This is a genomic window from Sneathiella sp. P13V-1, assembly GCF_015143595.1.
In the GTDB taxonomy this organism is placed as follows: Bacteria; Pseudomonadota; Alphaproteobacteria; order Sneathiellales; family Sneathiellaceae; genus Sneathiella.
Window position 1 is genome coordinate 447,536 of the sequence record NZ_WYEU01000003.1, and the last position, 23,871, is coordinate 471,406.

At 47.3% G+C, this 23,871-nt stretch carries 23 protein-coding genes; 11 read left to right on the forward strand and 12 right to left on the reverse strand.

Features of this window, described 5'->3' with window-relative positions; translation table 11 throughout:
• The first annotated feature begins 2 nt into the window (after positions 1-2).
• Positions 3-545, forward strand: a complete 543-nt coding sequence (locus tag GUA87_RS15210) for a GNAT family N-acetyltransferase (protein ID WP_193717447.1) — start codon at positions 3-5, stop codon at positions 543-545.
• On the opposite strand, the gene GUA87_RS15215 is transcribed toward GUA87_RS15210, so the two are convergent.
• The 3 genes from GUA87_RS15215 to GUA87_RS15225 all read right to left on the reverse strand — a co-directional run bounded on the left by GUA87_RS15215 (position 542) and on the right by GUA87_RS15225 (position 4,864).
• Positions 542-2,116 carry a DUF3369 domain-containing protein gene (locus GUA87_RS15215; RefSeq protein WP_193717448.1) on the reverse strand — a complete coding sequence of 525 codons (1,575 nt, stop codon included), beginning with the start codon at positions 2,114-2,116 and terminating at the stop codon, positions 542-544. The genes GUA87_RS15210 and GUA87_RS15215 overlap by 4 nt on opposite strands.
• Complete coding sequence (locus tag GUA87_RS15220) at positions 2,106-4,124, reverse strand: HAMP domain-containing sensor histidine kinase (protein WP_193717449.1); 2,019 nt, start codon at positions 4,122-4,124, stop codon at positions 2,106-2,108. The genes GUA87_RS15215 and GUA87_RS15220 overlap by 11 nt, the downstream gene beginning before the upstream one ends.
• 152 nt (positions 4,125-4,276) lie before the next feature.
• Positions 4,277-4,864 carry a TetR/AcrR family transcriptional regulator gene (locus GUA87_RS15225; protein WP_193717450.1) on the reverse strand — a complete coding sequence of 196 codons (588 nt, stop codon included), beginning with the start codon at positions 4,862-4,864 and terminating at the stop codon, positions 4,277-4,279.
• A gap of 73 nt (positions 4,865-4,937) precedes the next feature.
• Between GUA87_RS15225 and GUA87_RS15230 the strand changes: the two genes are divergently transcribed.
• From GUA87_RS15230 to modC, 7 genes are all read left to right on the forward strand, one after another.
• A complete protein-coding gene (locus GUA87_RS15230) occupies positions 4,938-5,567 on the forward strand; it encodes an NAD(P)-dependent oxidoreductase (protein ID WP_193717451.1) in 630 nt (209 codons plus the stop codon).
• A gap of 107 nt (positions 5,568-5,674) precedes the next feature.
• Positions 5,675-6,130: a (2Fe-2S)-binding protein gene (locus tag GUA87_RS15235; RefSeq protein WP_193717452.1), complete on the forward strand. Its 456-nt coding sequence runs from the start codon at positions 5,675-5,677 to the stop codon at positions 6,128-6,130.
• Between the two features lies 1 nt (position 6,131).
• On the forward strand, positions 6,132-8,285 hold the full coding sequence (locus tag GUA87_RS15240) for a xanthine dehydrogenase family protein molybdopterin-binding subunit (protein WP_193717453.1): 2,154 nt from the start codon (positions 6,132-6,134) through the stop codon (positions 8,283-8,285).
• 142 nt (positions 8,286-8,427) lie between these two features.
• Positions 8,428-9,306 (forward strand): helix-turn-helix transcriptional regulator, encoded by an 879-nt coding sequence (locus GUA87_RS15245; RefSeq protein ID WP_193717454.1) that lies wholly within the window; start codon positions 8,428-8,430, stop codon positions 9,304-9,306.
• 98 nt (positions 9,307-9,404) lie between these two features.
• Positions 9,405-10,178 carry a molybdate ABC transporter substrate-binding protein gene (gene modA, locus GUA87_RS15250; RefSeq protein WP_193717455.1) on the forward strand — a complete coding sequence of 258 codons (774 nt, stop codon included), beginning with the start codon at positions 9,405-9,407 and terminating at the stop codon, positions 10,176-10,178.
• Positions 10,179-10,844 (forward strand): molybdate ABC transporter permease subunit, encoded by a 666-nt coding sequence (gene modB / locus GUA87_RS15255; RefSeq protein ID WP_193717456.1) that lies wholly within the window; start codon positions 10,179-10,181, stop codon positions 10,842-10,844.
• Positions 10,841-11,935, forward strand: a complete 1,095-nt coding sequence (gene modC, locus GUA87_RS15260) for a molybdenum ABC transporter ATP-binding protein (RefSeq protein ID WP_193717457.1) — start codon at positions 10,841-10,843, stop codon at positions 11,933-11,935. The genes modB and modC overlap by 4 nt, the downstream gene beginning before the upstream one ends.
• Here the strand turns inward: modC and GUA87_RS15265 are convergent.
• Entirely contained in the window at positions 11,932-13,533 is a 1,602-nt protein-coding gene (locus tag GUA87_RS15265) for a GMC family oxidoreductase (RefSeq protein ID WP_193717458.1), read from the reverse strand. The two genes, modC and GUA87_RS15265, sit on opposite strands and share 4 nt — an antisense overlap.
• A gap of 130 nt (positions 13,534-13,663) precedes the next feature.
• Between GUA87_RS15265 and GUA87_RS15270 the strand changes: the two genes are divergently transcribed.
• Positions 13,664-14,413, forward strand: a complete 750-nt coding sequence (locus GUA87_RS15270) for a class I SAM-dependent methyltransferase (protein ID WP_193717459.1) — start codon at positions 13,664-13,666, stop codon at positions 14,411-14,413.
• A 146-nt stretch (positions 14,414-14,559) separates the two neighbouring features.
• On the opposite strand, the gene GUA87_RS15275 is transcribed toward GUA87_RS15270, so the two are convergent.
• The 8 genes from GUA87_RS15275 to GUA87_RS18255 all read right to left on the reverse strand — a co-directional run bounded on the left by GUA87_RS15275 (position 14,560) and on the right by GUA87_RS18255 (position 22,663).
• Positions 14,560-15,201, reverse strand: coding sequence for a hypothetical protein (locus GUA87_RS15275; protein ID WP_193717460.1), 642 nt, complete (start codon positions 15,199-15,201; stop codon positions 14,560-14,562).
• Positions 15,202-15,366: 165 nt separating this feature from the next.
• Positions 15,367-16,275, reverse strand: a complete 909-nt coding sequence (locus tag GUA87_RS15280) for an alpha/beta hydrolase family protein (protein WP_193717461.1) — start codon at positions 16,273-16,275, stop codon at positions 15,367-15,369.
• On the reverse strand, positions 16,272-17,171 hold the full coding sequence (locus GUA87_RS15285) for a sigma factor (protein ID WP_193717462.1): 900 nt from the start codon (positions 17,169-17,171) through the stop codon (positions 16,272-16,274). The genes GUA87_RS15280 and GUA87_RS15285 overlap by 4 nt, the downstream gene beginning before the upstream one ends.
• 8 nt (positions 17,172-17,179) lie before the next feature.
• Entirely contained in the window at positions 17,180-17,614 is a 435-nt protein-coding gene (locus GUA87_RS15290; RefSeq protein WP_193717463.1) for a carboxymuconolactone decarboxylase family protein, read from the reverse strand.
• A 114-nt stretch (positions 17,615-17,728) separates the two neighbouring features.
• Positions 17,729-19,861, reverse strand: coding sequence for a sensor histidine kinase (locus tag GUA87_RS15295; protein WP_193717464.1), 2,133 nt, complete (start codon positions 19,859-19,861; stop codon positions 17,729-17,731).
• Between the two features lie 362 nt (positions 19,862-20,223).
• Positions 20,224-21,105, reverse strand: a complete 882-nt coding sequence (locus GUA87_RS15300) for a DMT family transporter (protein ID WP_193717465.1) — start codon at positions 21,103-21,105, stop codon at positions 20,224-20,226.
• Entirely contained in the window at positions 21,102-22,025 is a 924-nt protein-coding gene (locus GUA87_RS15305; protein WP_193717466.1) for a bifunctional helix-turn-helix transcriptional regulator/GNAT family N-acetyltransferase, read from the reverse strand. The genes GUA87_RS15300 and GUA87_RS15305 overlap by 4 nt, the downstream gene beginning before the upstream one ends.
• Positions 22,026-22,114: 89 nt before the next feature.
• Positions 22,115-22,663 carry a helix-turn-helix domain-containing protein gene (locus tag GUA87_RS18255; protein ID WP_193717467.1) on the reverse strand — a complete coding sequence of 183 codons (549 nt, stop codon included), beginning with the start codon at positions 22,661-22,663 and terminating at the stop codon, positions 22,115-22,117.
• A 114-nt stretch (positions 22,664-22,777) separates the two neighbouring features.
• Between GUA87_RS18255 and GUA87_RS15315 the strand changes: the two genes are divergently transcribed.
• Entirely contained in the window at positions 22,778-23,503 is a 726-nt protein-coding gene (locus GUA87_RS15315) for an AzlC family ABC transporter permease (protein WP_193717468.1), read from the forward strand.
• Positions 23,496-23,795 carry an AzlD family protein gene (locus GUA87_RS15320; RefSeq protein WP_193717469.1) on the forward strand — a complete coding sequence of 100 codons (300 nt, stop codon included), beginning with the start codon at positions 23,496-23,498 and terminating at the stop codon, positions 23,793-23,795. Before GUA87_RS15315 ends, GUA87_RS15320 begins: the two co-directional genes overlap by 8 nt.
• Positions 23,796-23,871: the final 76 nt, after the last annotated feature.

Genomic DNA, 23,871 nt, shown 5'->3' on the forward strand with positions numbered 1-23,871 from the left:
GTATGTTGAAGTCAATTAAACAAAATGAAGCTGTAAAAAGAAAAACAATGATTGAAGGCGTCAATTTTAAAGACACGTATGTTCCGGGCCTGATGGGCGAGGTTGTCTCATGGCATGGCCGTTACTATTCGAAACATTGGGGATTTGGGCCAGAATTCGAAGCCATCGTCGCGTCTGGCATTTCTGAATTTTCCAGTAGAATGGATACCCCAAAATGCCGGATCTTTTCAGCCTGGCAAAATGACATCTTCCTTGGAAGTGTAAGTGTGGATAATGATGGAGATCCGGATCAGGCCCTTGGTCATATTCGCTGGTTCATTATGTCAGATGACGCCCGCGGCAGAAAAATTGGACGTCCGCTTTTTACCAACGCCATAAATTTCATAAGGCAGTCAGGATATGAAGGTTCTTACCTGACGACTTTCAAGGGACTTGAAGCGGCCACCAAACTCTATGTGGATGCGGGCTATACGCTGACCCATGAAGCAGAAGGCAATACATGGGGCACGAAGGTTGTTGAACAGCGTTTTGATCTGATGTTCTAAACGTCCTGATATTTTTCACAAATATCAACGATGTCGTCCAGATTTTCCAGAAGGATATCCACGATACGCGGCTCGAAATGACGCCCGCGTTCTTCTTTGATAAGGTTGACCACTTTATCCAAAGGCCAGGCCTTTTTATAACAACGGTCATTTCCCAGCGCATCAAAGACATCTGCTAACGCCGTAATGCGCCCGTAAATGTGAATATCTTCACCCGATTTGCTAAACGGATACCCGCTTCCATCCCATTTTTCATGATGCTCAGCTGCGATCACAGCGCCTGCCTTCAAAATCCGTTTTTTGGAACTTTTCAGCATTTCGCTGCCCAGCATGGCGTGGGTTTTCATTATCTCCCACTCCGCCGCATCCAGCTTGCCCGGCTTGTTCAGAATGGCATCTGGAATACCGATTTTCCCCACATCATGAAGTGGGGAAGCAAGGCGTAGAACTTCAGCTTCCTCTTCACTCATCCCATACTGCAAAGCGATATATTTGCTGATTTCGGCAACCCGTTTAACATGGTTCCCTGTTTCTTTTGAGCGCGTTTCCACAGCCTCGCCCAACATATATACGATCTCTCTTTGCGTCTCTTCTATTTCCTTGTGAAGAGCTATATTCTCGTAGGCAATCCCAATATTGCGGGCGAACACTTCGATCAAATTTCGATCAAGGTCGCTCATATTCCTCAAGCCAGTCAGATACAGAACATTGTCCTGACCATAGGAAGAAGAAAAATACCCTGCAAATCGATCCCCTTCATAGAAGTTGGATTTACTTTCCATTGCGCGCTGGATGTCTTGAATAGCGCTTTCAGGCAAAGAGGTTTTTGCATCTTTGCCTTCCAGATCTTTGAATTCTCCGACCCCTACAAGGACAGGCATTTCCTCTCCTCTTGGACACACGGCAAGCCCACTTGTCTGCATGTAAGCAGCACTACTTCCAATGTGGATAAGAGAAGTGAGCTGCTGCAAAACACCTTCTGTAAAGTGGTCAATGTTGCTCAGCCCAAAAATATCAGCTGTGCTATCAATAATATGCTCAAGACCCAGTTTGTTTTTCTCAAGCGCGATAATGTCACGGTAGGATCTTAAGGATGCGTACATCAAGGTTGTAAACTTCTGCGATGTCAGTTCCGTCTTTTCTTTGTAATCATTGATGTCGTATTTCTGAATAACTTCCGCTTCTGGGGCTTGCCCAGGCTGTCCAGTACGTAGAATGATCCGCACATTGTGGTTCTTTAGCTCACCTCGGATTTCTTGAACAACCTCCAGGCCCGCGTGATCACTTTCCATCACAACATCCAATAGCATCACAGCGATCTCAGGATTTTCACGAACAGCTTCTACAGCCTCACTACCAGAATAGGCATCAATAAATTCCAGTGTGCGTCCGTCAAACTCGAAATCCTCCAGCGCAAGTCGGGTTACCTGATGGACAGCTTCTTCATCATCAACCACGAGGATTTTCCATGTATCCTGTTCACTGACATCAACCTTAACCGGCGTCTCTTCATCCGCAAAGAGAAACTCTTCTTCATCGGTGATACTTGCTTGCAGGTCACTATTTACCATCTTCATTTCCTCGCGTTGCAGGGAAGGAGAATTCAAATGTCGCTCCTTGCCCAAGTGCGCTAGTACATTTCACTGTTCCGCCTAAAGACTGGGTTATCAGATTAAATACGATGTGCATTCCCAACCCACTCCCACCAAATCCCCGTTTCGTGGTGAAGAAAGGCTCAAAAACCTTTGCGGCAACGTCTTCAGGCATTCCTTTGCCATCATCATGATAGATAAGTGTAACTATTCCCTTATCTTCCAAGACACTAATATTGATTTTTCCCTCACCACCTTCTTCATAGGCATGAATGAGAGAGTTCATCACAAGATTTGTAATGATCTGGGCAACCGGGCCCGGAAAACTGAATATCTCGAAATCTTCATCACCTTCGACGGTGATGTCTATTTTTGTCCGTTTCAGCTGAGGACGCAGGCTGAACAAAACCTCTTTGATGTAACTCACCAATGAGAACTGCCGTGCTTCTTCACTTGATCTGTCGACAGCAACTTTCTTAAAGCTTCGGATATGATCTGAAGCCAGATGCAGGTTACTTAAAATGATGGAAGTTGTTTGCCCAACGGTGTCCAGGAATTTGGTCAGGTCCGTTTTCTTGACTTTGCCTTCGTCAACCAACTTCTGGAATTTTTTATATCTGTCTTCCAAAGTGCTGACCGCAGTCACTCCGACACCAATCGGCGTATTGATCTCATGCGCCACGCCAGCAACGAGCCCGCCTAAAGAGGCCATTTTTTCAGCTTCCACCAATTCATTTTGGGTTGCTTGCAACGTCTCCAACGTTTCACGAAGTCTTCGATCCGCCTCTTTACGCTCCGTTACATCTCGAACAATACCCGTGAAGAAATGCTTGTCTCGATCTTTGTATTCGCTGATCGCAAGCTCCAGATCAAATTCCTCTCCATTTTTGCGACGGCCCTTTACTTCTCTGATTTGATTTTCATCACTGTTTTTGTCCTCTTTCTGCAAAAAGGCTTGGATATGTTTGTCGTGATGAGCGTGATACACTACAGGCATCAGAATTGTGAGATTTTGGCCAATGACTTCTTCCGCAGAATAACCAAAGATAACTTCTGCTCCCGGATTGTATGACTGGATGATACCAGAAGAATCTGACGTAATAATTCCTTCCGCCGCACTCTCCAGAATAAGCGAAACCTGTTCTTCAGCAACTTGGCGTTCCCTAACCTCTTTGACAAGATCGCGGGTACGTTCCAGAACGATTTCTTCAAGCAGTTCACGCTGCTCAAACAGCTCTTTTTCACGCGCATGGAACTGTTCCGCAAGGATATTGAAACTGTTCGCCAGCTTGGCAAATTCATCGTCACCTGTCGTATCGAGAGGACGTTCATAGTTACCTTCTCGAAATTCTTGGGCTCCAAGAACAAGCTTCCGTAATTTTCGGCTCATCCCCGTTGTGATGAGGTAGGTCGAAACAATGCCCGCCACGACGAATACGCTAACAAGCAGCCCGAGCTTAAAGTGTCCGTCCGGACCATCAGCTGTATCTCGCCACTTATCCGCATGAATATGGATCCAGGCGACAATCTTGTCATTTTCAGTAACAGGAACAACCACATCAAGTGTTGTTTCCTTATCAGTGAAGCTAAAAGACTGACCTTCACTAAAATCAATGCCACTTTTCCGAACGTCGTTTTGCTTTTGCCCTAAAGTTAATTCGCCGCTAGAAGAAAGCGTTTCCAAGCCACTCCCACTCAAAAGGGACATATAGAGGAAGTGGTTTCGAGTGACAGTACCCTCCACCAATTGGTCTAACTCAGGTGAGGGCCCACGCTTAATAGCGCTGAGATTTTTCTCACCAATATCCAATGCAATACTGATAAGTTCAATGGGATCAGTCGGCGCTTTTTGGTCCTCATGCACACCTTCCCACTGCGCAGCAATAACAAGGATAAGCGTTGCTTGAGACAGGACAACAACAATGAGTAGTTGTCGCCGAATAGACGCTTTCCAGAAACTTGTGAAATTTCCAACTACTGCAAACATTAAGACCGATCAATTGTTGTTTTCCCATTCAATCGGACGGCTCATATTAACTTGCCGATCCAGATCTGGGAATCAAACCAACAATAAATTAGCCATTCTTAATTTTGAGTAAAATTAGGCGTGGATTTCAACCAAAAGCCCACCCCTCAATATCAGTTTTTAATCAGATATCTGATCGCGATTTCTTTCATTTGGTCAACATACTGTTCTTGTCGCCAGTTGTTTTCTCGCACCAATAATTCCCAGTTTCCGACGGATAATTGCACCCATAACAAATCAGTCGCTTCCTTCACCGAAAGGTCAGTTCGCAATTTTCTGTCGTCCTTCAATGCATATACGGCGGCTTCACACCCTTCTCTGACAGCCTGCCAACGATCCTCCCAGGCTTCTTTGGCTTCTGCATCCGTTTCTTTCATCGCCCAGACGGCTTTGATCACACCATAGATTTCCGGGATATAATTTCCCCACGCCTCAATAAAAGCTTCAAGACGCTCTACGCCATTTTGGGCGTTTCGGCTTTTCTCAAGCCGCTTGTCCACATCCTTCACGTCATCAATATATCGGGTCACGGCCTTCAACAATTCGGCCCTTTTTGGGAAGTGTAGATAAACCGCTTGGCGGCTGATCCCTGCCTCTTTTGCAATATCCGCCATCCGAACACCTTTTTCAGGTGCTGTCTCCAACAACGTCCATGCAGCATTCAGAATGCGATTTCTTGTTTCAATATTTTTTCTTGACATGGTGTCAACATAACATTAATTGACATGATGTCAACTTTACATGGTGTCAAGTAAACTGAAAATGGAGATAAAGATGAAAGTTATTGTTTTTGGTGCAACAGGCACCATCGGTCGGATCGTCGTCAGAGATTGTTTGAAGGATGGCCATAAAGTGGTCGCCTATTCCCGCCACCCTGAGAAGATTGGCATTTCCAATCCCAATCTGCAATTGGCATCCGGAGACGCAACAGACCCTATCGCTGTATGTAAAGCGATGGAGGGCGCCGACGCGGTGATCATTACATTAGGTGCCGGCAATTCCAGAAGCAGCACCATTCGCTCAAGAGGTACATTGACCGTTATTGAGGCCATGCATAAACAAGGGATCAAACGCCTCATCTGCCAATCAACATTGGGAACTCATGAAAGTTGGGAAAATCTCAACTTCTTCTGGAAGCGGATCATGTTTGGTGCCCTTCTGCGTCCTGTATTTCTTGATCATCAAGTTCAGGAAGATTTGGTGCGTGCGAGTGGCCTAGACTGGACGATCGTCCGCCCCAGCGCCTTCACAGATGAACAACCAGGTAAAAAATATAAAGAGCATTTTGGCCCAAGTGAGCCCGGCCTTTCCTTGAAGATTTCAAGAGGCGATGTGGCTGATTTTCTCACACGTCAAATCCGCGACCATCGTTACATGCACGCGGCCGTTGGTATTTCCAATTAGGGTTGTCATAGAATAAAGCGCCCTTAAATTTTGGCGCGATTATCATATTATACATGCATCGTTTATGGCATTTCCTGATGTGTAAGAACTCAGAAGGTGCTTGAACGATGCTTGTAATAAATGGACAAATCATAGACGTACCAGAACCACTCCTTACCGTTCGGTTGGTTGATTTCCTTCGTGATTTCCTGAATTTAAGAGGAACAAAATTCGGCTGTGGCCAGGGGCTGTGCGGTGCCTGTACAATCCATGTGAACGGTCAAAGTGCAAGGTCATGCCAGCTTCAAGTTCAAGATGTTCTTGATAGCAAACTCACCACCATTGAAGGCCTTGCATCTAACGAAAGTGACCTACATCCAGTGCAAAAAGCCTGGATCGAAAGCGCCGTTCCCCAATGTGGATATTGTCAACCGGGTCAAATCATGTCTGCAAGCGCCCTCCTTGCCGAAAACCCCTCTCCATCCGATCAAGAGATCGACACTCACATGTCAGGGAACTTATGCCGTTGCGGCACCTATCCCAGAATAAAACAAGCGATCAAAACCGCATCGCGGGAGAGTTAAGATGACTGTAACTCTATCTCGCCGCTCATTCCTCATTAAATCGGGTTGGATATTCGCAGGCCTTACTAGTGTTACCGCGTGCAGCCCTCTGATCCCGCCGCTCCCGACAACATCAGAACCTGAAGCTTATAACAACATGTGGGTTCAGATGCTGCCTAACGGACGGGCACGCTTTTTCTGCCCACGTATGGAGATGGGACAGGGCGCATCTGTTGGCTTGTCTCAAATTGTCGCGACAGAATTAAATCTCGATCAATCGTCTATTGAGTGCATCACGCCCACCACGGATGATATTCCTCCTTTTAAACTCACCGTTGGCAGTGAAAGTATTGAACTCTTCTCAAAGCCTGTGGCAATCACCGCCGCCAATCTAAGGGAAACACTTAAAGAGCGAGCGGCCCAATATCTGAACGTATCTGAAAACAGCCTGAAATCTGTTCCTTACGGTTTTAAGTCTTCTGATCAATCAGTTACCTACGCCAAGCTGATTAAGGATGAAGACGACATCCTCTTCATAAGTCACGAGCGGGATCTAGACACGCTGCCGCTTTACAGTTTTGATGGGGACAATCCAGTAAGCGCGGTTGGCAAATCCTGGACGGATCCACATCTTCTGGGCATCGTCACAGGCAAGATGTTTTATAGTCGGGATGCAGCAATAGAGACTATGCTTTACGCCGAAACTCTTCCAAGGCCCAGCGCACAAGCCCAGCTCAAGAAAGTTAATTGGGGAAATGCGGCCTCCCTTCCCGGTATAATGAAAACGGTTTCTTTGCCTGAGGAAAACCTTGTCGCAATCATCGCGGACACACCTTTCAGCCTGCCTTCTGCTGTAGAAGAAGTAAGCGTTGAATGGGAAACAAAGAACACCGAAAAACCCGATTTCGTTCAGTTACTCAAAACTCAGTCCGCGGAAAATGATTTTGAACATGTTCTTCTTGAACAAGGGGAGAAATCCAAGAACTCCGATCGGTCCTTCAACGCAACCTTCTCCACTCCTTTTGCGACACATGCGATGATGGAACCGCGCGCGGCTGTTGCCAATGTGAGAACAGACAAAATTGACGTCTGGTGCGGCACGCAGGATCCCTACTGGATGAAAAAGCGGATCGCGGAACTTCTCTCCAGATCTGAAGATGAAGTCACAATCCACCCCATGCGTATGGGCGGTAGTTTTGGCGGACGGGTTTATTGCCGCGCCGCCGAAGAAGCTGCGCTCCTCTCCAACATTATGGGCAAACCTGTGCGGGTACAATGGAGCCGGAAACAGGAATTTCAATCCAACTATTTCCAACCCGCCTTCGCGCATCAGATATCAGCGGACGTCTCGGAGACCGGGAAAATTACAACCTGGAAGCATGATTTTGTATCTTCCCCCATCATTACCGGACCTGTTCAGCCCCCCCTTTCAGATCTCATCGATCTGTTTGCTGCGGATAAAGGGACCGCGCGGGGGGCTATCTCTCCTTACGATTTTGATCATCAGATCATTCGATATTCTGACATCAGAACCGACATTCCCGTGGGGGCGTGGCGCGGCCTTGGGGCGGCTCCTAACTGCTTTGCCATCGAAAGCATGATGGATCTACTGGCAGAGAAGGCCGGAATTGACCCTCTTGAGTTTCGCTTGGACCACCTGCTCATAAATGATCAACGGATGCGCGCTGTTTTGCAGGAGGTCGGTAATCTTTCAAACTGGTCGGAAGACGTGCCCAATGGGATGGGTAGGGGAATTGCCCTCTCCTACTACAAGAACAAGACCAGAGCGGCTGTTGTTGCGGAAGTGCGCGCCTCAACTGACGGCAAGGCTTTCAAAATTGAAAACATTTATTGCGTTCAGGATTGTGGTCTCGTGATTAACCCCGATCAGGTGAAACATCAGATATGCGGTAACATTATTTGGGGCTGCAGTATGGCCTTGAAAGAAGAGCTTCATTTCGAAGAAGGACGGCTTATGGATGAGAATTTCGACACTTACATGCCACTTACCATGGAAGAGGCCCCCAATATTAAGGTGAAATTACTCGCCCAAGATATTGCTCCTCCCTTACCCGTGGGTGAATCCGCTCTGCCCCCCGTTGCCCCCGCCATTGCAAATGCTGTCTTCAGGGCCACAGGGCAAAGAATTACGGATCTCCCCTTGAAGCTCGCTTAAAGCATCCGCATAATTTCTGATAAATCAGGAGGGTAGCACCATTAAAGAATTCGCCCGGAGCAGCCTTGTAAATCTCATCTCCGCCAAACTTCAGAAGGATGGCCAAGGAACCTTCACGCAAATTAATGCTCCCGGCACGAGTTTGAGAGAGGCGCAATCCTCACCTACTTTAAAAAAGGAACTGTTATTCCAACTTTGGCAAAAAGGCGGTGATCAAGCCATTCTGGAAATCGGTCAATCTGTAACACAGGTAGACTATGACCCCATATGGCGGATCGCTCTGAACGCGCCAAGCGTCTCCCGCCTTATTGAAGGATGGTCTCGATTTGAAGCCTATGCTCATTCTAGTAACCGAGTCTCCTTTGACCGTTGTGGGCCTACTTCACTTTCATGTGTAAGATATTCTCAGTCTGATCAACCTCCCAATCAGGTGGAGAATTTGCTTATTTGCGGCCTTCTGATAGCACTGCTGCAAGGTGCTGGATGCCGCAACCTTGTCTGTTCCGCTCGTCAAATTGACGGTGAATTGGTTTCCATATGGAAGAACGGAAACTTCCTGAAGATAACCGAAGGTAACTCCATCCTCGCCGATCAGTTTACTTTCACCTGGACGGATTTTGAGGGATCCGGCAAAAGTCCGTTCGCGGATCCCGAACATATGGCTCCCATAAAGATGAAGAACCCGTTCTTCGCCTCCCCTTTGGTTTCAAAAATTTGTGAGCATCTTTATCACGATATCAGTCGCCCTTGGAAACTTGCGGATTTGGCTGCTTTGATGAATATCTCAAACCGCTCTCTTCAACGTCGATTAACAGAGAATAATCTATCTTTCTCAACCATTGTCCGGGCGGCACGTATCAATATGGCCTGCCAGTTCCTTGAAAGCCCGATGATGGATATAACGGCAGTGGGCTATTGCACCGGTTTTACAGACAGTGCTCATTTCAGCCGTGATTTCAAAGCCTCCATGGGAATGACCCCCAGCGAATTTCGAAAGGCACTGCCAAGTCACAGACCTTGACGTTGTTAGCAGGATGGGTTTTGTTTGTTTTTCAAACTGTCACTTGAAACAGGTCAAACTCTCGCCCGTCTGGGTGAATTCGCAAACAGGTCCAATTTATGTCCTTAATGGCAAAACAGATTTATTGTTTTCTATTCAGCTTGGTGATCATTGGAGGGCCCGCTTTTTCTGCAAAAGCGGAAACAACAACCGTTTCCGTCGCTTCAAACTTCATTACGACAGCAGAGAAACTTGTTGTGATGTTTGAAGAGCAATTTGACCATAAAGTAAAACTAGCGAGTGGATCGTCCGGGAAAATTGTCACCCAAATCCTTCATGGTGCCCCATTTGACTTGTTCTTGGCGGCTGATTTCTCCCATCCAATAAAACTGATTGAAAACGGCATGGCCCGCAGGGAAGACCTATTTACCTACGCTGTTGGGAGATTAGCCTTGTTTTCAAGCCAGATTGACAAGGAATTAGAGCAAGGCACTGCGCCCCTCAGTTCGTCCAACATCAAACGTATTGCTGTGGCAAATCCTCGACTTGCCCCTTACGGTCAGGCCGCCTTTGAGTATATGCAGGCAACAAACGTCTTGGCCGCAACAAAAGATAAATTGGTATATGGAAACAACGTTGCGCAAACCTATCAATTTATCGCAACCGGCAACGCGAATATCGGCTTTGTTGCCCTCTCACAGGTTTTGAACGTACAAAAGGGTAGCTATTGGCTTGTTCCCCAGAAGTATCACGCTCCGCTAAAACAAGCCGCTATCCTGACCTTAAAGGGGACACGCAATCAAGCGGCACGAGATTTTTATGCTTTTTTGAAATCAGAAGTAGCCCGTGCGCTTATTCGCCAACAAGGCTACGACATAAGTGAGGAAGGCTAAATGCTCGACGCAGTTCTTCTCACACTGAAACTCGCCGCAACAACGACCTTTATCCTGCTGCTCATCGGCACGCTGATTGCCTGGTGGCTTGCGCGCACATCCTCCGCGTTTAAGGAGGTCGTGGGCAGCATTGTCGCGCTCCCTCTGGTTCTTCCCCCAACTGTCCTTGGCTTTTATCTGCTGATTAGCTTAAGCCCCACAAGCCCTTTGGGGGCTTTTCTAACTGATCTTTTCGGGCAAAGCCTCCCCTTCACTTTTGAGGGACTGGTTGTGGGTTCCGTGATTTACTCCCTGCCCTTTGTTGTGCAGCCTGTTCGAAATGCATTTGAAAGTATCGGGAACAGGCCATTTGAAGTCGCGGCAACGCTTGGGGCCTCCCCCCTCAATCGGTTTTTGACCGTTGCGATCCCGCTTGCCCTCCCCGGCCTGCTGACAGGTGCGGTCCTCTCTTTTGCCCATACTATGGGGGAATTCGGCGTCATTCTGATGATTGGCGGAAACATCCCCGGGGAGACACGCGTTCTATCCGTTGCCATTTATGACTATGTAGAAACCCTGCAATGGGAGAAGGCGCATATTCTGTCGGCTGGAATGTTAATCTTTTCATTCCTCGTCATCCTGACAATGACGCTTCTTGAAAAGCGAATTAGGCGGCGCAAATCATGACAGACATAAAAGCACGCCTAAACGGAGTTCTTGGCTCCTTCCCCTTCGATGTGGACATTTCCATTCCTGCGAAAGGGGTTACGGCCGTTTTTGGACCTTCCGGCTGCGGGAAAACAACACTCTTGCGCTGTTTTGCCGGGTTAGAGCCTGCCATTAAAGGATCGCTAAAAGTTGGGGATCAGGAATGGCAAAATGAAACAACGTTCATACCCTCCCACAAACGCAGAGTTGGCTATGTTTTTCAGGAACCCAGCCTGTTTGATCATCTGGATGTTCAGGGGAATCTTGAATATGGTTTGAAGCGCCGAAACTCAAAAATGGAGGAATCCCGCCAAGAAGCGATTATCGACCTTCTTGGCATTCGGCAGTTATTAGACAGAAAAACAGACAAACTCTCCGGTGGTGAAAAACAGCGTATTTCAATTGCACGTGCCCTTTTGTCCGGCCCGGAAATTCTGCTGATGGACGAGCCATTAAGCGCACTTGATAAAAGCAGCAAGTCTGAGATCATTCCCTTCTTTCACAAACTTCAAAGCACTCTGGATATCCCGATCCTCTATGTGAGCCACGATCTTGCGGAACTCGAACAGTTTGCAGATCATATCGTGTTGATGGAAAACGGCAGGGTGGCGGGCTCCGGACCAATTCTGGAAGTCCTCTCCGGAAGCGACTCCCCCTTGTCGCAAGGACCGGAAGCGGCGGTTCTACTGGACGGGACCATCACCTCTTATGATGCTGAATATGATCTGACGTGTCTGCAAAGCGGCGATTGCGTTTTCCACCTCCCCGGCAATATCGGAGAGATCGGCACCAACAAACGCCTTCACATCAACGCCTCTGATGTGGGGATCGCCTTAAACCCCAAAAGTGCTGACTTAAGTTATCTGAATTTGATCGAAGGGATTATCACTGACATTCAGCCTCTCACCCATGGAAAGGTAAATGTTTGTATCTCTCCCTCGCGTGATGGCGCAGCACCCATGATCATCTCCTCCATCACCCGCAAATCACTGGATAGCCTTAGTCTTCAAAAAGGCCAAACAGTGACCGCCATGATCAAGAGTATTGCGCTAATGGATCCCGTGGCTTAGCTGGCTTTGATCATATCTGCTGCTTTTTCCGCGATCATAATAACGGGAGAGGCGGTATTTCCTGAGACGATATTGGGCATAATGGACGCATCCACAACCCTCAGACCGGAGAGGCCTTTCACCCTTAACTGCTCATCCACCACGGCCTGATCATCCTGTCCCATACGGCAGGTCCCAATGGGGTGGAAAATCGTGGTGGCGATATTCCCGGCTTCCTTCACCAGTTCCTCTTCTTCACGGACAGAAGGCCCGGGCAGGATTTCTTCAGGGCTATATTTGGCGACCGCTTTCGCTTCCATAATCCTTCGTGTCATGCGAATGCTTTGGACGGCGATGTCCTGATCTTTTGCCGCAGATAAATAATTTGGTTTGATCAATGGCGCGTCGTCGCCTTTAGCGGAACGGATATGAATACTGCCCCGGCTTTCCGGGCGCAGGTTACAAACAGATGCCGTGATAGCAGGGAAATCATGTAACGGATCCCCAAGTTTGTCCGTGCTCAAAGGCTGAATATGATATTCCAGATCCGGTGTTTCCACCTGGTCAGAGCTTTTAACAAAAACGCCCATTTGGCTTGGCGCCATGGAGAGAGGGCCGGACCTGAACAACGCATATTGCAGACCGATTTTCATCTTACCCAAAAGGCTATTGGCATCTTTGTTTAAGGTCTTCGCGTTTTGGACTTTGTAAACGGTGCGAATTTGCAGATGATCCTGCAGATTTTCGCCCACGGCTGCCATTTCATGCTGCACATCGATGCCGTGCTGAGACAAAATCTCCCCGCCGCCAATACCGCTCAATTCCAGAGTTTTTGGGGAATTCACAGCACCTGCAGATAACAGAACCTCTTTCCCGGCATGGGCAATCGCAGGCTGACCTTTCAGTGTAAATTCAACCCCTGTTACCTTCTTACCTTCAAGGACAATGCGATCCGTTTGCGCATGGGTCAGCACCCGCAGATTTGGTCGCTTCATTGCAGGGCGCAAAAAGCCCTTTGTGGTGTTCCAGCGCACCCCTTTTCGTTGGTTTACCTGAAAGTAGCCCGCGCCCTCATTGGTTCCCGTATTGAAGTCATCTGTTTTTCCGACCCCGATTTCAGAAACCGCGTCCCGGAACGCATCCAGTATTTCCCATGACAAACGCTGTTTTTCAACGCGCCACTCCCCGCCGGCTTTATGAAACTCTGAATTACCTTCAAAATGATCTTCCGATTTCAGGAAATAAGGCAACACATCGTCCCAGGCCCAACCCGTATTGCCCAATTGGCGCCACCCGTCATAATCACGGGCTTGTCCCCGCATGTAGATCATGCCGTTAATGGAGGAACAGCCGCCCAGAACCTTACCCCGGGGATAGTTGATACTGCGCCCGTTAAGACCCGGATCCCCTTCGATTTTCATCATCCAGTCTGTACGTGGATTGGCAATACAGAAAAGATATCCAACCGGAATATGCACCCAGTGATAATTGTCATTCCCGCCGGCTTCCAGAAGCAGGACACGTTTAGAAGGATCTTCTGTCAGTCGGTTCGCAAGCACACAGCCTGCGGTACCACCCCCGATAATGATGTAATCATATTGCCCTTCGTCGCGACGCATATACTATCCTCCCACGTCTCTTTTCGAGATCATGTTATATATTTAACGTGCTGCACCTGTTTTGACACCTTAAATTCGATTGACGCCCATCAATCTTCAATGTTTGCTTTTTCTGAAATGGAACCAAGGTATGAATTTCGACTTCTTAATCGAGCTACATAAAGATGGTGAACGCCAAGGCCCGGGGAGTGAAGGCGCAACCCAGCTGGCACTTGAGCTATCTGGTCTCAAAAACCGGCCCTCCTCACTTCAGATCGCGGATATCGGCTGCGGAACAGGCGCCTCCACCATGGTTCTCGCCAATGAACTTGATGCGAAGATCACGGCTATTGATCTCTTTCCTGATTTTTTGGAAGCCCTTGAGCAAAATGCGATTGAGAAAAAGGTCAGCGACAAAATCCAAACGCAATGTATCTCAATGGATGCCCTCCCATTCGGCAAGGAAAGCCTGGACGCCATTTGGTCAGAAGGGGCGATCTATCTCATCGGCTTTGAAAAAGGTGTCTCTTACTTCAAAGAGTTTTTAAAGCCGGGCGGCATTCTTGCCGTCTCGGAAATCACCTGGCTTACCTCAAAACGGCCTCAAGACGTGTCTGAATTTTGGGAAAATGCCTACCCTGAAATGGCGACAGCATCGGAGAAGCAAAAACTTCTCGAAGATCAGGGGTTCCAAATACTTGGATATTTTCCGCTGCCAAAAGAATGCTGGACGGAGAATTATTACACCCCGCTGTTAAAGCGCATGGATGATTTCCTTGCACGCCACAATTCAGAGGAGGCCCACGCCTTCATTCAGGAAGAAAAAGCGGAAATCTCTGTTTTTGAAAAATATAGTCGCTACTACAGCTATGGTTTCTACGTTGCTGAGAAGTTGGAATAGCAATACTCAAGCCAGCATGGCCTTATTCTATAGCGATAAAAAATCCATCTCACATTTCAAATACAATTTAATGACCGGGTTTCCGCTTCGCCTACTTATCGAAGCGGAAATTTGCCAATCTCGTAGAATTTATTTAGTATCAACAATTATTTCAGCGCATCTGCTACTTTCTCAGTGATTTCATTGCGACCTGAAACCGCACTCGCCTGCCAATCCGACTCAAAAATAGCTGCATGAGATCCTGTATGCTGATTGGTCACCGTAATGCCTTTTTGCAACTCATCGATGGGGGCTGTTAATGTAACCTTTGCACGGTTATGGAGCTTAAGCTGCCAAAATCCCATCTCAATCCAACTCCAAAATTCATTAATTTGCACCTTTACAGGCACCGCATCCGCATAGGCCGGATCATTTTCTTCAATAACCCTATACCCGGCTTTTCTGAAACTGTTGCTCATGGATTCAGCCATAAAACTGGCAACTGTTGTTCCTTCTGGCAAAAGCACATCGCCCAGCGCTTTACCAAATCCATTACGCTTCCGGCCAATGGCTCTTTGCTTAATTTGAGGGTTATCGACTTCATCTTCCGAGATGGAAGGAATATCCGGTGTCCTTGGACGGAACTGGAAATCGCGCGCGTCTTCTACTGAAGCGATTTTAACATCAATACCGTTGGTTGGGTTTTCAACCTTTTCTGCAGCTTCCAATTCGACAACACTTCTGTTCGTCGCACAGCCAGTAGCAAGTAACAGCAAACTCAAACACACAATTACCTTAGAGAATTTCATTTGATTACCCCTCTTTTCTAATCCCCTATTTGTTGTGCCATTTAATCAAAAATACAACCAAGGCACTAGCCTTTTCGTGGTGCAAATTCATTTTTAAACAAACCGTCACAAAAAAGGCTTCCCACAGAAGTGAAAAGCCTCTCAATGCTGTTTGTATAAGTCAGTCTACTTCAACTTATCCGCCAGAAAACTCTTCGAATATTCCGCACTGGATATCGGCAAATCATGTGGGCCCTCGATAATGACAAGTTCTTTGTCTTTGGAAATTAACCCGTCAAATACCTTTGTGGCCGATTGAACCGTGTAGAAGATATCATCTGTCGCGATAATCATCATGACCGGTGTGTCTTTCAGGCCCGGATAATATAGTTGTTGCTCCGTAAAGCGTGGGGACAGGTCTGGACCATTACCAATGATCGGCATTGCCATAATCAGTGCCCTGTCAATCCTGTGATCCACTGAGGAGGCGATCCAGCCAATATGCCCCCCAAGTGAAAAACCAGCCACCCCAACACGATTGGTATCGACAGTCCCTTGCGCCTCCAGGAAATCGATCGCCCGCCGCACATCCAGTGCGGTTTCGCTGATCATTTTGCTACCTGCCTCAAAATACTGTTTTTTCACATAGGTGTAGGGATCTTCGAAGTCTTTTGCTTCTTTACGATCTCCGTGGTTACGGGCGTCCAAGGCAAGAACAGCCACCCCATTTTCAACCAGGGTTTTCCGGTGCTGTGATGGGAAAGAATATTGCCCCTCTTCTCGCCACCACTGATCTTTAGATTGGGTGAGGCCATGAAGCAGGATAACAACGGCAGGTTTTTGAACACCTTTTGGTATCTCCAGCCTTCCGGTTACCCATTCCCTGTCATATCCACGGAATTTCACCTCGAATGTGGTGCCAAGATCAGTGCTGACACCTTTCGACAACATGGCGTCGATAGGCATGTTATCTGTCGCATAATAAGTCGATAACACTTCAAACACATTTTCTGCTTCCGGGGAAAGCGGGTTTGCCGGCGCCTGACTTCCAAAGAAAAGAAACGATAAAGAAAGCGCACAAATTAGTTTTTTCATGAGAGTTTCCTCCCTGCTGTTCGATCCAGCATGGTTTTGAAATATTTAAGTTTTTCTGGATTACGAACGATAAAGATATCCGAAGCTTTATTATCCTGCGTGAAACCAAAGGTGAGGACGCCAAAGACCTCCCCCTCTTTCAGTAAAAGCACGCCCTTCGTGGCATTGATGTCCACAAGCTGCCACTCACAGCCCCGCCAGAACTCGCTCAAGAATTTGGGGATAAATGGCACAACAACATCAATTCCGCTTTGAACCTTATAGATAGCGGGAACAATTCCCCCACCGTCTGCATGAAGGCGGATATCATCCACAAGAAGCTGGCTTAAACCGTCCGTATTTCCTGTGGTGACAGCTTCCTTAAAAGCGGCGACCAGTTTTAACTGAATAGCTTCAGGGGTTCGATGCCTAAGCTTTTCTTCACTGATATTACTTTTTGCACGGGATACCAGTTTCCGGCAGGCCGGCTCCTGAATTGAAAGAACACCAGAGACATCACTGTAATCTTGATCGAATATTTCTTTCAGAAGATAAGCGGCTCTTTCTTTTGGTGTCAGCCGCTCCAGCGCCAACAGAAATGCCAAGGACAAAGAACTGGCCAGTGCCACATGATCTTCTGGTGTTGGCAGATTTTCATCTGGCACCGGCTCTGGCAACCACACACCGAAATAATCCGTGCGCGCCCGGTGGGCCGCTTTCAGATTGTCCAGTGATTGCCGTGTGCAAACAGACGTGAGCCAGGCGGCGGGATTTTCAATCTGCTCATGGTCAGTGCTTTGCCACTTCAGAAAGGTTTCCTGAACCGCATCTTCCGCATCACTCATACTCCCAAGAAGGCCATAGGCCAGCCCGGTTAGATAATGCCGCTCTCGTTCAAATATCGAAATGTAATCCATGGTTCAATTTAGTATTTGGAGACCTGAATACGGTTCCAGAAGTTGATCATTCCCACCGCAGCGGTGAGACCGCCGATTTGTCGGTCTGAAAAATACCGTCTTAACTCAGCTCTATTCGACTTGTATGTGTCGGACATCCCTAAATCAGTTAATTCTTCTGTCCAGGCCAAACCTGCCCGTTCTGCATCTGAGAAAAGGTCTGAATTTCGCCACGATGCAACCTGATCAAGACGCTCCTGACTCTCCCCATCTTCGAGTGCCTCACGTGTATGCATGTCTATACAAAATTTACACCCATTCATCTGCGATGCGCGTAGTAAAATCAAATGCTGGAGCAATTTATCCAAATCGCTTTTTAAAATGGTGCCATGCACCGCTTGCATCGATTTCAGAATATCCGGGATTTCGGTTTCATATGAAATAGGATCTGTAGAAGTCATCATCTTTCTTTCGTAAAATTTGCCTTACGAAATAACGACGATTGAGCGGGTCCGTTTGTGACACAGTAGCGTTAAATTTTTCTATTTTTTTTAGCGAAACCGCTTAAAGACTGTCTGCTATGCTATTATTCTCGAACTTTCGAAAAACTTCCCAGCCTCACCATAGGACGGAAAGCAAAGTGTTATTGTCGTGCCTTTACCTTCCTGGCTTTCCAAGTCCAGCGTACCACCATGCAGTTCTACGAGCACTTTGGAAATAGACAAACCTAGCCCTAGACCGTCATGTGCGTTTAAATGGCTTTGGCGTATCTGACCAAATTTCTGAAGAGCAGTCTCAATATTTTTTTCAGCAATTCCAATACCGGTGTCACTAATTTCGATTTTTATGCCACCGTTTGAAACAACTTGCGCCGAGACAGAAACTTGTCCCCCTGAGTTGGTAAACTTTATCGCATTGTCCAATAGATTAATAATAATCTGGCGAATTCTGTCTGGATCTACATATAACTTTGGAAGATCATCAGGGATGTTGCTTATAAAATTCAAGCCTTTCGCTTGCATCTTCTCAGTTTCCATCAACACACAATCATCCAGCAACCTATGCAAGTCTGTTTCTTCTGGAACTATCTCAAGTTTACCTGATTCAATTCGTGCTACATCCAGCATATCTGTAACAAGGCGCAGCAAATGTCGCCCTGATCTACTTATATGTTCTGCATAGTCCTGATACTGAGAATTAAGAGGACCCAAAATTCCCTTCACCATCATTTCGGAGAAACCATTGATAGCGTTCAAAGGCGTCCTAAGTTCATGGCTCATATTTGACAGGAAACTGTTTTTCGCTTCGTTGGCCGCGATCACCTCTTCCAGCGCCTGCCTCAGTTCCGACTCTTTAGCTTTCTGCTGTGCGAGGTTATTGGCAAGGGTTACGCGTCCACCATCTGGTGTACACGCCTCCCGATAGAGATACCAATCCTCATTACGTTTCATTTCGAATGTTTCGCCAGGCCTTTTATGGCGCCCAATCCTTTCTTTGATGTAATCTGCCTCCCGCCCAATAACGTGGGGAAGCTCTTTAGAAAAAGCATCTGCTTTCACCAAGTCTCCAAAAGTACGACCCGGCTTCAAAAGGGATTGGGCGTCTTTGGACAAATGCAACTTATAAGCATCGTTCCAAACCACAATCCGATCATTTCGATCAAAAATCGCCACCGCATCATCTAGAGATCGGATCGCTTCCGCAAACTGTTCATTTTGTATGATGCTGCTATTCACACGAAGGGCGAGAATTGCGGCATATAGGAACAACAAGGCTAGGGTTCCGTAAGGACCAAGATATGTTGTATTCACGATACTATTGGCATGTAAAATATCATGCACACCGACTACTACAAGCGTAACGATACCCGCAACAATGAGCCACCGCTCTGCAATCTTGTATTTGAGGACATATCTAATTTCCAACAGGCAAGATATGGAAACAACTGCCAAATGAACACCAATTAATAAAATCGTTTCAATCGGCAATGCGGCGGGCCAGAAAATAAGATAAAGGGATATACCAACTGCCTGATAAAGAATGATATGAGAAAGAATGAAGCTTGTCTTTCTCGGGTTTACCTGATGGATGAATTCGTAGGTGAGCGCAATCAGGAACGTCGCACAGACATAAGAAAGCCTCTCATTCCAGTACCATGGCACTAAAGGTGAAAGCTCCAGTAAAGTTGAGCTCACTGTCAAAATATAGCCCGCCGTCAAAAAGGACATGGCATATAATACGAAGTAAACTCTCTCACGATATCGCCCGATATGAAGCACCATCAAGAAGGCCCCAAGGCAGATCATCGCTCCGCTTAAGAAAGTATCTCTGGAAAGTTCCTGAAAATGGCTTTGATTTTGTTCATATTCATTACCCATTGTGATGGCACCGATAAATCCCCCTCCAGCATATCCAACAAAATTTGACGCGTGCAGAACAATGTCCAACGACCCTTTCGCGCCTTTTAAATCCGCCGTATTTCGAGAAATAAACGGCTGCTCTTCACTGGCGTTATCGGCGGGCCTCCCTGAGTGCATAAAGAGCTGTCCGTTTACATATAAACGATATGCAGATTGAAAGCGGCTTAATGAAAGCGCCAAGTCGGTAGGATCCTCGGGCAGTAGTACTTTTAAGCGATACGTCCCGTAACCAAACTTTGGAAGAGCCTCTCCCTTTACTAAATCACCTAGCCAAGCTCCAGGAACAGCCACTATTTCAGGCTCTCTATTCGGTGTCCAATGGCCCTCGGGAGATATAAACTCTTGCCAGTAAAACTCCCACTCCCCACCCAACTCTATTGTACCTTTTGCCTGGAAGTTCCAGTTACGTAAATCCAATACACCACTGTGTGCCCTTGGGGTGGGAGAAGCGTATGCTATGGCACCGACTTGAATACATAGGAAAAGAAAAAACAAAATTTGCATTGCGAATTTCACAACACATAGAAAACACATCTTCGGTGAGGGCGACATGTGAAAGTACATACAAATACTACATTTAAAATAAGTGATATTATATCTTAGAATGTAAGCAAGTAATTAACATTCACTTAAATATAGCACTCAATCGTGGCTTAATCTGTCCCAGTTGTTGGACCTCTTGCCAATAAAAGCAACCCACAGATGATCAAGGCGAGGGCCGCATATTGCGTCCAGGTGGGCTCTACCTCCAAAAAGACCATGGACAGTAGAAAAGCGGTAGCGGGGCTGAGGGATAGAAAGGCAGTCACCATACCAGCGGGCGCATGGGTGAGGCCATATAACCAAAGCATAAAACCAGCACCGCTCGACAGGCCAATGATGAACACAAACCAAATGGTTTGCGATGTCCATTGCAGCATAGGAGCGCCGCCTGTTTCAAATAGATCCATGATCCCAAGTGGGACCAATGAGGCGGCCATGGCGATGACACTGACCCTCATCACGCCGTATCGCTTCAGATAAGGGCCAAATAAGATAGAGCATAAAGCACCTGTAAAAGTGGCCAGCGCCGCACTAAACAATCCTCCGATTTCTGAAAAGCCTAAGCCACCAAAGGCCGCATCCCCTCCAAGCAAGATGGCAACACCGATAACGGTCAAACAAATCGCTCCAAATTCGGTTTTACGAAGCTTTGTTCTAAACAAAAGCCATGTAAGGCCAATGGTCATAAGTGGCAGGGTCGCAAAGACAAGCGAGACACGTACCGAATTTGAATAGAGAACCGCCAGATTAAGCAGCGCAATGAGGGCCCCAAATTGCCCAACACCGATTAAGGCAACAGGCAAAATATCCTTTCGTGCAATGGGGGGTGATTTCGCCCGAAGCGCGAAAGGTAACAAAAAGGTGAGGGCAATCAGATATCTCAGAAAACCAAGGCGTCCCGCGCCCACTTCGCCTACCACGGCTTCACTGACAACCAATGCAAAGCCAACCTGAATACCGGTGACCGCCGCCGCGCTGAGAGCTAACCTCACAGAATAAGCTCCCAGGTTTCTAACGCCAGTTCTTCACCGTAACTCTCATGCGGATCTGTTCCAATCAATTGGAAACCATGCCCTTCACAGAGATCTTGTGCTTCTTTCAAAGCGCTCAGTATTTGAATCTGAACGGTGCGGTATTTTTTGGATCTGGAGAAACGAATGGCTTCCATTAGTAGTTTCCGCCCCAGCCCCACCTTGCGGGAGCCGGGTTCCACAAAAAGCTGGCGGATAAGTGCGGTCTCTTTGTCTCGCATGGCGACAACAACTGCACCAGCCATTTCCTCACCTCGCTCAGCTATCCAACACCTTTCTCGCTTGGGGTCAAAAGTTTTTATAAAATTGCTGACAGCCAATGAAAGGTCGGCCTCTAAATCCGAAGTCCAGCCGTATTTATCTGAAAAATAACGCGTTTGTTGAGACGCTAAAAAACTCAAATCACCGGGGTTTGGGTCGCGTAAAACAATAAAGTTGTCAATTTGGCTATCCCCAAGCAGACGGCGAATTTTGAACATGGCCGCGATGATTTCTTGCCGGTTACTTTGCGACAATGGCGCGAGGAGTTCCTCTACCTCCTGATCAGAAGCCGCTTCCATCTCAGCAAAAAACTCCCGTCCTTCCTCCGTTAGCGTCAGCTCAAGCCGTTTGGCATTGGGTATGGAAGGGGTCCGCTGGATCAGGTCATCTTTTTCAAGTTTGGAGACCAGCCGGCTCATATATCCCGGGTCAACCTGCAGATACTCTCCTAAATCCCGGGCGGAAGGTGCCTGCCCCGCTGGCGCACTTGCCACTTCATACAACAACCGCAATTGCTGCAATGTGTATCTGGAATTGAGAAGCCCTTCATTCAACGCCCCGACGAGACGTGTATGAAAACGGTTAAATTCTCGAAATTTCTTGGTATCTGACGATTTCATAGGAACATCGTCAATATATATGTTGCTTATGTCAACATATATATTGAATGAAGATTGTTTCACCCGACCAAAAGGGGGCAGCGACAGAATCAGAAAGACGTTTCGATGATCACCATTAAAACCACCTCTTCATCCATTGATTTATAGGTGTGAGGTCTGTCTGCAGGATACCGGTAATAATCTCCGGGGCTCATTTTCTCTAGGTTGTCATCTGGGCCAATGAAGGCCTCGCCTGAGCACACAAAGGCGTGCTCAATAGTCCCATCATGATGGGCTTCGGCACTCCGCGCCGTATTGGGCTGTAAATTAAAACGATACAATACGCGCCTGCAATTTGGGGGGCAGTCTGAAAGGAGAGTGGCTGAATAGGAGGCGCTTTTTGAGGTTATCTCACACCCATCCGCTGCCCGGATTAGACTTGTCTGCGGCTCAGGCACTTCAAATAAGAAGTTAAACGGTACGTCCAACGCGGTGGCAATTGCCCATAGTGTTTCCAAATTCGGATTACCTTGTCCGGCTTCCAATTGTGAAAGAGTAGATTTTGCAAGCCCGGCTTTATCGGCCAATGCGGACAAGCTTAGTTTCGCCCTCTTTCGTTCTCTTGCAATGGACTTAGCCACAAGTAAATTCGCTTTCACCACACACCCTTGATGATGTTATATCGAACAACGTTCGTCTTGACGAACGCATTCCGTTCATTATAATGAAAACCGTTCGATTCCAAAACCAATATTCACGAAGGTCCCGGCGATATGACAAGCACGGATCAACATTTTTCCAGATTCAATTCTACTCCCGAAGCCCTTCAGGGTATGCGGGATGCGTTGCCTGTTCTGGCGGCCCTTGTCCCCTTCGGGATTATTTTTGGCACCATTGCCATTGAAAGCGGCCTCTCTTTTTGGGAGCTCTTCTTAACCTCACTGTCAATTTATGCCGGAGCCAGTCAGTATGTGATGCTTGATCTCATGGGTCAGCAAGTCCCCGTGATAATGATCGTGTTCTCTGTTTTCGCCCTTAATTTCAGGCATGTTCTCTACTCAGCTGCCATTGGACGAAAACTGGGTGCGTTTTCTTTTTGGCAGAAGGCATTGGCTTTCTTCCTATTAGTTGACCCGCAATATGCAGTATCCGAAGCCCGCGCAGCCCGGCAAAAGCTGACAAAATCATATTACTTCTCTTATGCCGCTGTTGTGTATTCGGCTTGGGTTATCTCTAGCTGTTTGGGGGCGGGTTTTGGCACTCTCTTAGAAAACCCGGAACGGTTCGGCCTTGATTTTGTCCTGCCTTTATACTTCATGGCATTGGTTATGGGATTTAAAGCCTATAACGGGTTTGTTTGGATTATTGCGGGCAGTAGCGCAGCCTCTTTGATGGCTTATTATCTGGTCGGCAGCCCTTGGCATATCACCATCGGCGGATTGAGTGGACTGGTCGTCGCCGCCATTCTGAGCAAACCGAAGGAGGCTCCACATGAATGAAGCTGTTCTCATCATCATCCTCTGCGCGGTTGCAACTTACATCACCCGTATCGGCGGGCATCTGGTGCTTTCCCGCTTTGGGACATTAAACCATCGGGTTGAAGCTGCCTTAAATGCAGCTCCTATCGCCGTTCTTACCGCCCTTGTCGCCCCATATGCCGCCACCAAAGGTCCCGCAGAAGCAATCGCCTTCAGCATTTCCATCCTGATCTCCCTTCGCTTTTCTCTTCTGTATAGCGTAGCAGGTGGCTTGCTGGTCTTGAGCCTCTTAAGGCTGGCTCTGGTTGGGTGACAGTTATTCTCCATCACGAATTTTTCAGTATGTGATCAGAAAAATAGCTGTTAATTAATGGCGCGGGGCAGCAATT